The following is a 15077-nucleotide window of genomic DNA, read 5'->3' as shown; positions in this document are numbered from 1 at the left end:
CAATTAAATCTCAATAACTCAAGTATATATATGTCATAGTGACTGATACTTCTGCTGCATATTATTCATATAAAAAATGATTATTGGCGATCACAGCTCATTGAAGTCTTACGAAGCTGTTACAAATCAAGCTGCTGACCAAAACACAAAGCCGACTTTAGCATAGGCTGTTTAGCCTGTCATCCCCCTTAAAAACCCCAAAAATACTTTTTTGATGTCGAAAAAATTGCTAATATCCCACATTTTACAATGTAAGTTTGTGTAACATGTACAGAATATAGCTGACTAGATTGACCACAATTTCTACTGTTTTATAAGCAAAAAAACGTCTGAGGGTTAAATCTATAATTTAGATTTAACCCTCAGACGTTTTTCTATTGGATGAAGTAATTACCCTATATAGGGTCTAACTAATTATTAAGATAATATAATAATTTATAATATTAATATAGATGTTAATTCCCTACTGGCTTATGTAATATTACGTAATTGTTTCGATACATCCTGTATATTCTTGTATTAACCCTTAGTTATTTATCTATTTTAAGGGTTAATAACCGATAAATCCGCTTACATTGTCATCAAAAGTTACAAATTCAAAGTTATTTTTAATTTTAAAGTCGCAATAGCTAATGAATTTTTTGATGAAGAATCATTTTATAAGCAATAGAACAGTCTTATACTTGCTTCATTCGCTTTTAACGCTAACACTATAATCAAAGTATTCTTAACTGCTAACACACTATAATTGCTGCTCTACCGATTCAATATCAGCATAAACTTGGGTCGTCCCGTCTTTATTGAGTTGCATAACCTGATAGGGCATGAATTTATTTTGATACTCCATACCCGGGCTACCAACAGGCATGCCAGGTACGGCAAGACCCATAGCTTGTACTGGCGGATTTTCTAAAAACTGCGCCATATATTTAGCGGGTACATGACCTTCAAAGACGTAACCATCAGTAGTGACTACAGTATGGCAAGAACGCATTTCATTTGGAACGCTGTAGCGCTCTTTAAATACGGCTAAGTCCGCAACATCTTGCGCGGTTGCACTTAGACCATTATCTTCTGCATGACTTATCCATTCTTTACAGCAGCCGCAATTGGCATCTTTATAGACAGTGGCTGAGACGTTTTTTAGTAGGTCTGGTTTACTTACTGATGTCATCATAGGAGTATTTATAACGTTTGGTTCAGCTGTCTTCGGAACAGTCACTACATCTTCAGTTGATGCCGATGTTGTGCTTGCATCAGATACGCCACTACTCGGTTGGCTACAAGCAAATAGTGATGAGGCGGCAAGTAATACTAACGTACTACGCAACCCCTTAGACAGATAACGATTGAATATAAGACTGGATTTTATTTTTAAGGGGGTCATAGTGCTCTCTCATGTACTGTAGATATTGTGAGCTATAGAAGGTCAAGTAACACTTCATATCGTTTGGTAATGTAGCATAATAACCCATCAAACGGAGTACGTAAATTTATCCATTGAGCAGTGCGGACTGGTATCATAAGCAGTTTTCATTTTGAAATGCTGCCTGTAGTATTAACAGGTCTATCCGAGTTTTGGATTTTGACTAAAAATTCAAAACTCATAATTTTGGATAATTTGCGATGCGCCTGTCTACTATTAATCTACAAAAGCGTTTGAGTACTCACTCAAATCAATTACCGCTATGGTTTACGCTAGTAGCAGCATGGCTTGCAGGGGCTATTTTTTTATTTGCGCTAGCGCCTCATGGGTTCTGGCCGCTAGCAATAGTGTCACCAGCGATTTTATATGCGCTGTTGGTACCAAATATGAGTGGTCGTCGCGCTTTTATTATCGGTGAAGCTTACGGTATGGGGCTATGGTGCGTCGGCGGCTTTTGGCTCTATACTGCCATCCATGATTATAGCGATACTCCAACGTGGCTCGCATTGATTATGATTGGATTGATGGGTCTCGGTATGGGACTGTTTCATGGATTTTTAGCACTAGTCTTTAACCGTATGGTAGGCAAACAACCCTTTTCATTTGCTGCTCTTTGGGTGCTACAAGAATGGTTAAAAACTTGGTTATTCACAGGCTTTCCGTGGCTGTTTGTTGGTTATGCATTTACTGAAGAGTATTGGTTATCGTCCTTAGCACCCGTTGCTGGTGTTTTTGCCGTCTCTTTTGTTGCCATACTATTGGCTGCAAGTTTAGTAGAGCTACTGCTTCGACGCAGTAGTTATGCCGTCGTTTCTGTACTGTTATTAGCCATTAGCACATCATTATGGCTGGTCAATCCGCAATGGACAAAACCTAAGGGCACACCTGATCTGTCAGTGTCATTGATTCAAGGTAATATTTCACAAGATATAAAGTGGCTGACGCAATATCAAGTAGAAACGCTAAAGATTTATGCGAAGTTAACGCGCACTGAGTGGGGACGTGATGTGGTGGTGTGGCCTGAATCATCTATTCCGATGTTTCAGGATGAGGCTGCGGGCTTTATTAGTGAAATGATAGAAATGGCCAATGCGACCAATACGACATGGATAACTGGTATCCCTTATAAGGATAAAGCGGCATTCAATGCCAGTACGGATAAGTATCCCCCATTTTACAATAGCGTGATTGCTCGAGGTGTAGAAGCGGAAGGCCTATACAAGAAGCAGCGTCTAGTGCCTTTTGGAGAGTATATTCCATTTGAAGGCGTGCTCGATATTTTCCCAAGTTTGGCCGGTAGTCAGGATATTAAGAGCTATAGTCGTGGTAGTGATCAGCAGTCACCGCTAAAGGTGCGTGAACACAATATAGGGACGGCTATCTGTTATGAGGTAGCTTATCCAGATACCACGCGTAAAAATGCCATCGATACTGACTTTTTGTTGACCGTCTCTAACGATGCCTGGTTTGGCACTTCAGCAGGACCATTGCAACATTTGCAAATGGTACAAATGCGCGCGCTTGAGAACGGGCGCTGGTTTATTCGAGCGACCAATACTGGTGTTACCGCTATCATTAACCATAAAGGTCGTATTGTAAAACGCGCACCGCAGTTTGAGCGTACTGTACTACGTGGTGAGATACAGGCACGGGTTGGTAACACGCCCTTTATGCTTATGGGAAATTATCCTATCTTGATAATAATAACCCTGTTATTACTAATAAGCTATTTTGGCAAAGGTCTAACCACACTTAGAAGACGAGGGTAATAGTAAACTTAATCATAATAATTTAATCAGCGTAAGTTTTTTATTTTTTCTAGGTAACGTCCTAACGCACGTAAATATAAAAGTTTTAAACTATTGATCACATAAGAACTGATTGAAAAAATTATGTTGACATAAGGCACGCGCCTCATACTTAAAAAGAGATAGCTATATACGGTCTATCATCTTTTAGTTGATACTTTCATTTAATGCACGCGATTTTTGATTGTCATCTGCCTTAGTACCAAATTCAATAGTTGCATGTTGTATATTCTGATGCGCCAAATCTTCCTTGATGTTTTCTTTCATAGTAATAGTCTCTTCAAACGTTATATCGGTCTTCGGTACAATATGAACTGTAAGAGCATTCTCAGTGGTACTCAAAGCCCAGATATGTAAATGATGAAAGTTTTGAATAAAATTATAGCTCTCTAAGATAGCAGTGATTTTACTGAGATCAACATTTTGAGGTACTCCGTCGATAGCAAGCTTGATACTCTCTTTTAGTAGACCCCAAGTCGATAACAGTATAACGACTGAAATAATCAAGCTAACTAGAGGATCAACGATATTCCAACTTGTATAGTAAATAATAATGCCCGAGATAACGACACCTACAGAGACCAATGCATCTACCATTAGATGCAAGAAAGCACCTTTGACATTAATATCGTCTTTTTGACCTTTGTAGAATGCAAAAGCAGAAACAGTATTTATAAATACACCTATTAGAGCTGTAATAATAATAACTTTTCCTGCAACTTCCGGTATCGTATCAAATCGACCCAAGGCCTCATACGCAATACCTATAACGATTGTAACTAACAATATGGCGTTAATAAGAGACGCCATTATAGAAGCTTTTTTGTAGCCATAGGTATAAAGCGTAGTAGATGCTTTCTGTGCTAATTTCATTCCAATTAACGAGATTATTAAACTGGCAACATCACTTAAGTTGTGGCTAGCGTCTGCGATTAAAGCTAATGAATTAGTTGAGTAGCCCACTATAAACTCGATGAGCGTAAATGCAGAATTTAGACCAATCCCAATATAAAAAGCTTTATTCATATTTTTAGGGTCTGGAGCTTGATGACTGTGGTTATCTGAATTACTCATAATTTACCCTTGTTTAGGTTGCTGCATTTTATTAAAGGTAGAAAATAAGTTTATTGCATATTTTCTATATTGCACAGTCAATATTGCTCTAATACCGTAGACCCACTTATTTTTATCAATAAACTGAGCCACAACTTGATTGTGTGTCCTATCTCTCCTTGGGCGAAAAAAGCGGATTTTACTGTAATCTAACTGGCTTACGTAAGCTTCTTGTTCTCATGTTCAAGCTCTTTAGTATGTGTAGCTTAGTCTTGAATGTTGGTTAGTATAGTTTCATTAGTGTGCTTTTTATGACATGACCACATAAAGGTGTAATCGTTTAATGCTTCAATCAGCATACGAACGGCGCGTTCTTTAATCTCAGGAGTGTAGGTTTGTCTTTTCATTATCGTATTCTCTCAGAAAGATGATTTACCGCTTCTTAACAGCGCGTGTAAAACCTTGCATCTGACGACTAAGCCGGTCTTCATAGTAAACTATCCCAGTATTGTCAGAAACTTAACGTCTTGTGAGGATGTACTAAGTGCTAACTTCAAAATAATTGAAATGCTTACGCTAAATGACGACAAGAAAAGCCTAAGCAATCTAACGAAGAATCAGATATTAAAAACCTAATCTGTATGACAAATAAAAAAATGCCTCTGGGAGTTGACTCCCAGAGGCATTTAGTTTTAAATGTAGATAACGGTTACAGTGTGTTGACGCACCCTGTAACGAACAAATAAGCACACAGACTGCGTTATTTGAACAGCATTAAATGCCCGTATAGGTGCATTTTATCCAAAATCTGCTTTCATATCAACTCTATTTGCTATACATTTTAAAAACTGCTTGTTCGCTCGTTACATTTTCGTGCTGCTCTCTCTGTACCCGTTACCCGTCAAATGGGTGGCAGGCCTCGGTGACGACTGCGTTTGACATAAGGGTGAGCTCCCTACAGGGGTGACTAGACAAAGGATCAGAGCAACGCAATGAGTGGTTACTTGTGCATATCGTAGCGGTATATTGGGCGAACGCCCTTGCTAGCGTATGACAGCACAGTAGCGGTTATGAGCGTGTCTAGGCGGTGCTATCAGCCGTAATCATAACAGCCGTAGCTTGATACAGTGATACGGTCTTGATGACGCGATGGGCGATGAAGTCGGCATGACTAATCACATCAAATTCAAGGAATGCACTAAAGTGTTTGTGAGTATTTTTATTATACTCATAATTGCTTTAGGGTGAGTGTTCCTTGAAATCTGCTCAAGGCTCCAAAATCAGCATAAATTCACTTAGGCTAATTTAAGTAGTATATAGCCCACTAGGCTATATACTATGAGAGTTCAGAGAAAAATTTAGAATATTTATTATACAACCATCATTTATTCAGTGAGTCGATATTGTCATGGTGGATTCATAAGCTTAGTGTGAATAGAACGGGATTGACTTATTTATTGTTAATTGTCTCTCGCATCTTTTCAATCTCTGCAGTCAATGAGCTACTCTTTTCCTGTTCTGATTGATAGTTAATTGAAAGCTCATCATACTGCTCACTCAATGCAGTGTGCTCAGTACTAAGCAAAGTTCTCTCATGATTTAACGTGTCGTGTTGCTTAATCAGTAGCTGATGATCTGCTTCAATCTTAGCTTGCTTTTGAGTAAGCTGCTCATTAATCCCTGATAACTTATCACGTTCAGCGATTATGGCCTTTAACTCTCCTTTCACTTCTGCTGTAAGATTCGTTATCTCGTTGCGCTCAATAACGACTGTCTTTAGCTCATCCTTAGTTGCTGTCAGTTCTGTTTGCAGACGCGCGATCTCTGCTTTATCGCTATTAGCAGTGGCTTCAAGCGTGGCCACCTTCGATATGTTGGCACTCAGCTCTTTTGATTGCTGATCAAAACTGCTACGCAGGTCACCAAGTTGGGCCTGAGCTGCCACTGTTTTAGCTCGTTCAAGTTCTAGCTGGTGCTGAGTATCGCTGAGTGTCTGTGTCAGCACATCCCGTTCAGCAGTCACTTGAGCCGCGGTGATAGCCGTTGCCTCTGCAGTTGCTGTGACCTCATCGAGCTGTTCTAACAAATCAGCCTGCTCACTCTCTAGGGTCTTAACCGCTTCTTGAGCCTCATCTGTCTCAGCTTGCGACTTGGCCTTAATACTCTCTAGAGCCTCCCGTTCTTTAACCAGACGATCATTGGCAATATCAATGGCCGTCTGCCACATATCCGCACCAAGCGTTTGTAAGCGTTCAGTGATACCACTTGGTAGCTCAACCTGTCTTAGCTGCTCTTCTTGTTGGTTATCCTGACGCCAAGACTTCATAGCTTCACTGATGGTCGTGAATGATCCACCACCCAGCGCCTTACGCACTTCGGCTAAAGTAGGTTTGATACCTTGTTCGTGCAGTTGATCAGCAATAGCATGAATTTGCTGTGTAGTAATGGCCATAATTATTGTCCTTAATTTTGTATGAGTAAATATGTAGCGTTTGTAGTATTTTTTATATAGTATAATACAATATACAACATACTACAATATAAGGCTTAAAAAAACCTCAAGTAATCTTGAGGTCACAATCATTAGATTAGGGCTAACGATCAGTTAAGTACTCTTCTAGCGCATTACTATCATTTATTAATGATTAGCGCCTGTTTGCTTGGTTTTATCCTTAAATTTGGCAATGATACTGGCCTCAGTAAAGAACGCTTATGGTTTAATACTGCCACGGCTAACACCTGACCAGTCGGTGACTTCTGGAATGTCTGATAGATCAATGTCGTCATCATTAAGCGTTGCTAAATGCTCTAAATCTACTTGTTGCTTGGCCGTTAGTGGTGGTAGCTCGTCTATTTGATAACTAACTTTGTTCACACTGGCTCCCTTTCATTTTTTTGACACGTCTAGCTGAGATAATGCGTATAACCTCACCATTATCTATTTCTGTTTGCGTATGGGCTACCAATAGGACGGCGGTACCGTCTACTGTACCCAGCGCTTGCCACTGCTTTTCATCATTTTCATACCTGTCTTGCTGACGCAGGCATAAAAGGTCTAGAAAAACTCGGGCGGCTGCCTCAAATAATAAACGGTGCTTACGCTGATTGGTGTTTTTTTTGTTCATCCCATTCAAATCTAATACTTATCTGTTCTCTCTGTCAGTATGCTCTTTATAGATTAGCAATTCATCTTGACTGACAGCTGTTACTTTCTGGTATTCAAAAGATAGCGGTACTTGATTGGTTTGCGCCACTTGGGTCAAGAACAATTTAATCGCTTGAGACGGCGTTAGACCATAGCTTTCAAACACGGCAAAAGCATTTTCTTTTAGCTCTTGATCGAGCCTGATATTATAATTAGTTGTCGTCATGGCATTACAAATGGCTTATCTGTGTACATATAATATAAACCATTTGTATAGACAGTACCAGATTAATCACTCTTTTTTCTTTGCTATGATTTTTGCTTAGGGAACGTATAACCTACCGCCAGCAAATGCTTTTTATGGGTCTTTAAAAAAGCTTCATCTCTTAATTGAGTGTGTAACCAGCTGATCACTTCTTGGGTACTTTTTCCTGAAGGCGCATAGCTACCAAATGGGGCATAGTTAGCCAATAGAGGCGCAAAACGGTCGATCTGTTTGACTGTTAAGGATGGTATATCTCTATTCTCATTATTCTGATTTAAGTCCTCCAGACTTTTTTTCTTGGTGGGCTTAGCTTTTACATTAAATTTTAGTCCTGTGACGGTACGACCACGTTTGACGTTTTCATAGGTGATTTTAATATCTGACTTTTCTGTTATTTCTTCAACGCTTGGGTTGATGACTCGACTTTTTAGGTTGTTAATACGTTCGTAAGATTTAGAAAGAGCTAGCTCCTCTCTAATTTCTTCAAGTGACATTGTCCACGAGCTCATTGCCTCATGTTTTTTGGCCAGATGGTATATATCTATTGAATATTCACCCTTCAGTTTAAGTACATCTTCTTTTTTATATTTAGTGAATGGATTATTTTCATCAAAAACCTTCAACATCAGTAGCACTTCATCTGTAAAACATAGAGACACATAGCCATCTTCATATATTGATCTGATGACCCACTGTACATTGACACGGCTACCGCGTTCATTTCTATAGCTAAAAAATCGCCTCATCATCGTTTCACTAGCATCTTTTAATTGAGTATAAGCAGAATCCACTTGAATGTTGCAAGCCTCTGCAAATGCTTTCGCGGTTATCTCTATAGTGTCTTTTTCAGTGGCATCTATCAAACGCACTACTGAACTAGCAAGCAACAGCAACCGTTTTTCATCAAGTGTCATTTCATAAAACGCTTGTAGAATACGATTTTGCATAACAACCCAATTTGCAGGGTATTTCTTCTCATATAAACCAACTTGGTTAGTCATATCTACGCCTTAATACTCAAATCTATCTAATTGTAGCATAATACCTGCTGATTGTAGCTTTTAACCTAGCTGATTGTAGCTTTTAACCTAGCTGATTGTAGCATTAACCTAGCTGATTGTAGCTTTATAGATCTTGAAGCCCTTAACTGGTAAGGTCTGAGAGCTTCCTAAAAGTCTTTAAAAATCTTTAAAAGTAAAAAATATGTTTTTATATTAAATAATAGGAAAAAAGCTCAAGAACTGACGGATTTGAGATGATAATATGAGCGACCAATCACTTATAGAACTGTTCAGTAGCTCAAAACGCTATGGTCAATTTACTCGGTATCAATCTTTATTCTCATAGTTCGGATTAAGCTTTGATCTTTGAAAATCTTCAAAAGCACGGTCAAAGATATTTTGAATGTCTTCATCTGTCATTCTGGCCAACGCTGTTTTCATACTCTCAGTATCAGTCTCATTTTTTGTAGATAACTTGTCTTCATTTTCAATAGTCATTATCGACACCTCTGTAAACACATCTTAAAGCATTGCTAAAACGCATAAAAAATACTCTTATATGCGTTCTACGCTCTGTTCGATACGATGGTAGCTAAAGCTATTTTAAAACGCTTAAAACAGCTAAAAATCGTCTTCTAGCATTTCGCTAATTAGAAGACGATTCAGTTGTACTGATGAATAGGCTATTGCTAACAGTAACAGTTATTGAGCTGCTGAATCGTCATCAAACAATGAACCGTACTCACTATCTTGATTGTCTTCATGTGAAGTAAAACTGCTTGATACCATCTTAGCCTCACCTTGCATCTTATGAGCAATTGACTTTAAAAACTCACGGTGCTTTTTCAAACGGACATATTTTTCATTATCGTGTGCATCTAAAAAAATAGCTTGCAGTTCATGATTGTCATCATCGTCTAATGCGTTGGCCAACCACTCCCCCAATATTTTATGTGCTTCAAGCCTGTCCTGATCAATCTCTTTTTTAAGAGCCTGTAATTGCTTAATCTTATTTGCAAATAAATCATCTGATATTACTGACATTACCTCATCCTTTTTTTAGCCAACTATGATAGAGTTGATCCTAGCAGTACATATACAGGTATGCAAGGTAGTAAAATACACAAGACCACTTCGTTTCGTGGGCGCAGTAGTATTTTAACCCTCTGTTAAGAGCGAACTTAGGAGTTTATGTAAAAAAGGCCCACAAGGGGCGCTATTTTTTTTACATAAACTCCGTCGTCCGGCAGGGGGCGAACCCCCTACAACCCCCAAAAAATCATCACTCAATATTGGGTTTTTTTGCTATGAATAATAAAGGTTTTCATCTGTCAGTTAGCGCCGTTAGTAAGGCGAAAAATCATAGCGTGGTGGCAAAGTCGGCTTATAATTCTGGCTCAAAACTGATTGATGAGCAGTCAGGAGTCGTCCACGATTACACCAGTAAAGCTAAAGACAAAATCTTAAATTTAGTGGACAGTGATGGTACTAAATACACGCAAGTTATTGAGAAAAATGTGATGCATACGGCGTTGATAACGCCAACTCTTGCTGGGGATCTAGCAGTGACACGTGAGGGTTTTTGGAATGATATCGAACGCATTGAGACTCGTAAAAACGCTCAATTGGGTACTGAGATTGATGTGATGTTTCCTGATGGGATCACCGCTGATCAGCGTATAGTTTTGGCCGAGCGCTACGCTCAAACCTTATCTGATCGCTATAACGTGCTTGTCGATGTAGCCATTCATCGGCCCCACAGTCACGAGAAACATGTGGGGGAGGTTGAAGTGGTTGAGCTGACCAGTCGTAACTTTCATGCCCATATTTTACTCTCAAGCCGTGAGATAGTAGCGGATGTTGAGGGTTATGCTTTATCAGCACGCAAGAATTGGTTGCAGTGGTCAACGGAGGAGCGGTTATCTAAGGGGTTAAACGGACGCGGCGATGAGCTTAAATATCAACGCACCCTTTGGGCGGATATGGCCAATGAGCTACTGCCTAAGAATAAAACCATTAGTGAGAAATCCTACCGTGAGCTGGGCATCAATCGTTTGCCAAAAATGAAACTGGGTAAATCACTATATAAGGATATTCTCACAGGCAATCGTTCAGTGATTCACGAGTACAACGAGACGATTGATGAGATCAATGCTTACATTGAAAAAAATGGTTTAGTAATTGAGTACGACGACAAGGGACGTATTGACCTAGAAAGCAATGAACAAGAGGTTAACGGCGTCACAATACATTATAAAAAGCGTAAACCCTTTGCGCGAATTGAGCTCAGTAACATCCGCTTTGTAGATCCTGCCGCTAAACTTGAACCCGCTATTCCTAAAAATAACAGTCAGACGCATAGTGATGCGGCCAATGATCACGCACTTGATGAGCTTTTAGCAATCTCAGCCAACTTTGTGAGTCAAAAAAAGATGGTACGCAGCGCCTTATTCTCAACCATTGATAGGCTGCATGAAGAGTTAGCACACCAGTCTAAACAGACCATCACTATTGACAAAAATATTAAAAGCACACCGAGGTTCACCGAAGAGGTGGGACAGGATTACAGCACGTCCCGCCAAAAAATGATTGAGCTTACCAAGCAAATAAACACAAAAGAGAAAAGCGAGGCTCTAAATGAGGCTTTAGCGTTGGTTGAGCAGTTTAGACAAGATGATACCCTACAAACAGGCCGCGCTGTTAGCCGTCTTGAAGAGCAGCTGTCACAGATTGATAAAACGGTGCTGAACAATAAAGCGGTGCTAAAAAAGCTGATCCCGCTTAATAATGAAGTCGTTGCTGACTACAAAGGGTTAAAGGCCACCCTAAAACCATTTGCCGCAAAGCTGAATAAACTGGCGACTGGCTTTAAAGCACTTGATGAGATTGATATTGAAAAATCCGACTTATCCTTACAGTGGGATCAAGCGTTTGCGGATCTACAAGAGATAGATATCACCAATAACATGGACACTTATCATAAGTTTGCTGCATTTGCAGATCTGGATGTTGAGCGCTTTAAATACCTTGAAAAAGAGCGTGAGGCGCTCAGTACGTTAAAAGCAGTAGAGGTAGACGCGGATGCTTACACTCGTTTAACGGCATTGACCGCTGATGTTAAAGCGTTTAAGACCACAAATAATGAAGACATCAAACAGTTAAAGCAGCAAATTAATACCAGTCAAAAAACCTATCAGCGCCTGTCGCCGTTTTATGAGCAGCGTATCGCCTTACTGGATCAAAGTGAAGCTGTGATTGTGCAAGATGATGACCTATACGATGAGATTACCCGTACCAAGACCACTCAATTGAACGCAGATCGGCTTGATGACTGGCGCAACCGTACGATGGTGCTTCACCACCAGCTCAATAAAGCACATGAGCAAGCAAAGCTTAAGGAAGAGGCTGAGCGCGCACGAGAGGAGGCTTTAACCAGGCGGCGAGTAGCTTTACAACAGAGACGGCAGCAGGCATCTCTTAAGCGTCAGCGAATCAATGAGACCAAAGCATATCGAGATCGATTTGACAATTTAGTGGTACGGGTGCGTGACCGCGTTGATGCCCTTGATTTTAAGGCCGTTGATGCACCGATCGAAGTGATCAACGCGGCTGAGGCGGTTGCCGCACAAGCATTTATATTCACCACTCTAAAACGCGCTGACAGCTTTACGACACTACAAAAGAGTTTACGAGACACCGATGCCAAAAAAATTGCAACGCAGGTGCAGAAGGCAGCAACATCGCTGTGGCAACAGCTTGAGCGCTTGCCTGACAATCAAGATAAGGTCGAGGTATTAACCCAGATCAATGAGCGCTTTGAGCACGTTCCTGCTATCACCATAGATGCGGCAACGCTCACGCAAACCGTGACAGATCATTTGCAAAAAACGAAGAGCGCTATCCAAGCGCATGAACAAGCACAAACACGCCGCTACCCATCACCACGTCCATTTTAGGCGGCATTATGATAATGAGCATCCCATGAATAAAGACAATAGCAATGAGCAGGACATTCACGACGAGCTTATTAATCTCGTGACCAGACTCAAACCTGTGATCGAAGCTCTGCGAGCACTGATTGGACAAGCTGACGATGTAGTGGCAACGCGCCTTGATCACTCTCTTAGCCGTATCGATACCAAGATAGATGAGATGACTTCAGTTACTCAAAAGCTGGATGGTAGCGCAAGCAGTGCCTCGAAGGCATTGAGTCAGTATCAAGAACTTATATTAAAGCAGCTTCAAGCGGCAGTGACCACCTTTACTGACACTGAAATGCCGCGTCGTTATGATGACAAAATAGCGGGTATCATCACCGATATGAAACAGCAGATTGATACGGCTGTACAGGCGGTCGTCACTGCTAAAAACGCCAGCATAGAGGCGCAAGTGATTACCATGCAAGCGGTGGCTGATAAGCTTGGCGCTAGTGCGGACAGTCTTGCACTCTTTACCAATCAGTACCAAGCTGGTCATAAGCAGATTATTACCGATATTGAGGCGCTTGAGACCGCTACAAAAAAGCGGATTGGAGAAGTAAAAGAGGAGGCTGAAAAAGACTTGGATAAGATTTACAAGTCTATTGAGTCCATGAGTATTAAAAGGATAGCAGCAGTGGCCGCCGCCTGTATGGCAGCTGTGATAATAAGCCTTGTGGCCCTGATCTTTTGGTATGTGCCAAGCTTTGATGAGATTGCAGAAATGAGACAGCAGCAAGCAGAGCTACAGCGCGGCATCGATGAGCTTGAAACGGGTTGGAAACAGGCCTTTAATAATGCTCAAAGTGCGCAGTTTATTTTGGCTTGTGATGTTAATAAAGAGCAGCCTGATGTGATCAGCTGGTGCGTCAGAGCAGACAGTAAAAGCGTTTTGAGAGATGAAAAAGGCTTTGTTTATTATAAAATAGCTGGGTTGACGCGCGCGAAACCGACTGAGTAAAGGTTTATGGTAATAGTGAACCATACTGCCCAAAGAGGCTTTTATAGACTTATAGTGGCGTAGATAATTGTAAGGGCATTCTTAGGCTAGATACTGGCAGCTGATAAATCTAGTAAAGAATAAGTCTTTTAGAAAATATAAGACTAAAAAAACTTTTGTTTGACTGCCGTTATCTTTGTCTATATTAAAAAGCCATTAATATAGCTTCTGTTAAATTTTTATGCCCATATCAGAAAAAAGCCAGATAATGAAAATTTATCTGGCTTTAAGGATTATTGTTTCTTGTCGAACAAGATATCTGCGAATACCAGCTAAAACAGTTATGCTACTTGGTCCGTGTTAGCTGTGACCAAATCAATAAAAGCAGTTTTAAGGATGCTTAAAGTGTAGTCGTCAACGATAAGACCGTCATCTAGCTGTCGTTGTACCCAGACATAAACCGCTTCATCATTATAAAGAATAGCGTCCACACCAAGTAATGATGCTAACTGTACGCCTTGCTGTACTTGTAAGCTGAATAACAGCTGAGAGGCTAAAGCTTTAGTCTGTTCACTAAACCATATGCAGCTATTGAGCCGCGTTAAATCATTGTTCATGGGCATTCTCCTGTAGATTACTATACGTTAATAAAGAGTAAAATGACTTACTACAGGTCAAATTATACATACATTTTAATCTATTACAAGAGAAAATAACCTTCTAGAGGTCTTTTTATACGTCTAAAGGTGATAATGTCTTATGAGTAAGGGTGTTCACTCAGGTGATTCGCTGCTGTCCTCATTTATGATTTCATATAAATCACCAACATTGATTCTAAGATACGTGCATAAAGACTCGATGACATCTAGGTCAACTCGGGTGGCTTCTTCATGATACATGCGAGTAATGGTGCCACGATTGATGCCAGTATCCCTTGCGACATCGGCAATTTTAAGGCGTCTTTCGCCCATGATGGTCGATAAGTGACACTTCACCATAGTGGTTTCCTCATTAACGATTAGTGGTTTTTGATTGGTGAGCGGATTATAACGAATATGAGCGGCTAACGTATTCCTTTTAGTAGCTCAAATTGATATTCAATGGCGGCAATTTACCTAGTAGTAGGCAGTTTGTTATGCTGTCTTTAATACAGAACGTCTATCATGATGGATATACGCTAGTTAGAAAAGGCGATGCTATTTTGACTACGAAGTATTGCTATTAATAGTGATGTGACGTACATTTTTAGTTATACTTATATACTTATATACTTATATACTTATATACTTATATACTTATATACTTATATACTTATATACTTATATACTTATATACTTATATACTTATATACTTATATACTTATATACTTATATACTTATATACTTATATACTTATATACTTATATACTTATATACTTATATACTTATATACTTATATACTTATATACTTATATACTTATATA

General features: G+C 39.8%; 14 protein-coding genes. 3 read left to right on the top strand and 11 right to left on the bottom strand.

From position 1 onward, the window contains the following. Positions 1–742: 742 nt before the first annotated feature. A complete protein-coding gene (locus tag ACTXGL_RS13680) occupies positions 743–1387 on the bottom strand; it encodes a DUF411 domain-containing protein (RefSeq protein WP_082787298.1) in 645 nt (214 codons plus the stop codon). 239 nt (positions 1388–1626) lie between these two features. On the opposite strand from ACTXGL_RS13680, the gene lnt reads away from it, so the two are divergent. Continuing rightward, positions 1627–3195, top strand: coding sequence for an apolipoprotein N-acyltransferase (gene lnt, locus ACTXGL_RS13675; protein WP_068039556.1), 1569 nt, complete (start codon positions 1627–1629; stop codon positions 3193–3195). 186 nt (positions 3196–3381) lie between these two features. On the opposite strand, the gene ACTXGL_RS13670 is transcribed toward lnt, so the two are convergent. The 8 genes from ACTXGL_RS13670 to ACTXGL_RS13635 form a co-directional block, all read right to left on the bottom strand. Beyond that, on the bottom strand, positions 3382–4308 hold the full coding sequence (locus tag ACTXGL_RS13670) for a cation diffusion facilitator family transporter (RefSeq protein ID WP_114701933.1): 927 nt from the start codon (positions 4306–4308) through the stop codon (positions 3382–3384). 1429 nt (positions 4309–5737) lie between these two features. Then, entirely contained in the window at positions 5738–6739 is a 1002-nt protein-coding gene (locus ACTXGL_RS13665; protein ID WP_114701934.1) for a DNA-binding protein, read from the bottom strand. 258 nt (positions 6740–6997) lie between these two features. Then, a complete protein-coding gene (locus tag ACTXGL_RS13660) occupies positions 6998–7162 on the bottom strand; it encodes a hypothetical protein (protein ID WP_156410068.1) in 165 nt (54 codons plus the stop codon). Beyond that, the gene (locus ACTXGL_RS13655) at positions 7149–7412 is read right to left on the bottom strand and encodes a BrnT family toxin (protein ID WP_226949371.1); all 264 of its coding nucleotides are present in this window, start codon (positions 7410–7412) and stop codon (positions 7149–7151) included. Before ACTXGL_RS13655 ends, ACTXGL_RS13660 begins: the two co-directional genes overlap by 14 nt. A gap of 18 nt (positions 7413–7430) precedes the next feature. Beyond that, positions 7431–7658 carry a type II toxin-antitoxin system RelB/DinJ family antitoxin gene (locus ACTXGL_RS13650; RefSeq protein WP_114701935.1) on the bottom strand — a complete coding sequence of 76 codons (228 nt, stop codon included), beginning with the start codon at positions 7656–7658 and terminating at the stop codon, positions 7431–7433. A gap of 83 nt (positions 7659–7741) precedes the next feature. Beyond that, positions 7742–8698, bottom strand: coding sequence for a replication initiation protein (locus ACTXGL_RS13645; RefSeq protein ID WP_058368520.1), 957 nt, complete (start codon positions 8696–8698; stop codon positions 7742–7744). 327 nt (positions 8699–9025) lie between these two features. After that, entirely contained in the window at positions 9026–9196 is a 171-nt protein-coding gene (locus tag ACTXGL_RS13640; protein ID WP_162799535.1) for a hypothetical protein, read from the bottom strand. A 204-nt stretch (positions 9197–9400) separates the two neighbouring features. Continuing rightward, entirely contained in the window at positions 9401–9742 is a 342-nt protein-coding gene (locus ACTXGL_RS13635) for a hypothetical protein (RefSeq protein WP_114701936.1), read from the bottom strand. Between the two features lie 263 nt (positions 9743–10005). Here ACTXGL_RS13635 and ACTXGL_RS13630 point away from each other — a divergent pair, with 263 nt between their 5' ends. Then, positions 10006–12654 (top strand): MobA/MobL family protein, encoded by a 2649-nt coding sequence (locus tag ACTXGL_RS13630; protein ID WP_443527265.1) that lies wholly within the window; start codon positions 10006–10008, stop codon positions 12652–12654. A 25-nt stretch (positions 12655–12679) separates the two neighbouring features. After that, positions 12680–13636, top strand: a complete 957-nt coding sequence (locus ACTXGL_RS13625) for a hypothetical protein (protein ID WP_443527264.1) — start codon at positions 12680–12682, stop codon at positions 13634–13636. A 320-nt stretch (positions 13637–13956) separates the two neighbouring features. On the opposite strand, the gene ACTXGL_RS13620 is transcribed toward ACTXGL_RS13625, so the two are convergent. Continuing rightward, complete coding sequence (locus ACTXGL_RS13620) at positions 13957–14232, bottom strand: hypothetical protein (protein ID WP_443527263.1); 276 nt, start codon at positions 14230–14232, stop codon at positions 13957–13959. Positions 14233–14388: 156 nt separating this feature from the next. Then, positions 14389–14613: a helix-turn-helix domain-containing protein gene (locus ACTXGL_RS13615; protein WP_025652654.1), complete on the bottom strand. Its 225-nt coding sequence runs from the start codon at positions 14611–14613 to the stop codon at positions 14389–14391. Positions 14614–15077: the final 464 nt, after the last annotated feature.

The sequence above is a fragment of the Psychrobacter sp. T6-6 genome, assembly GCF_052258185.1.
Classification (GTDB): domain Bacteria; phylum Pseudomonadota; class Gammaproteobacteria; order Pseudomonadales; family Moraxellaceae; genus Psychrobacter.
This window is presented reverse-complemented; position numbering and strand designations above follow the sequence as displayed.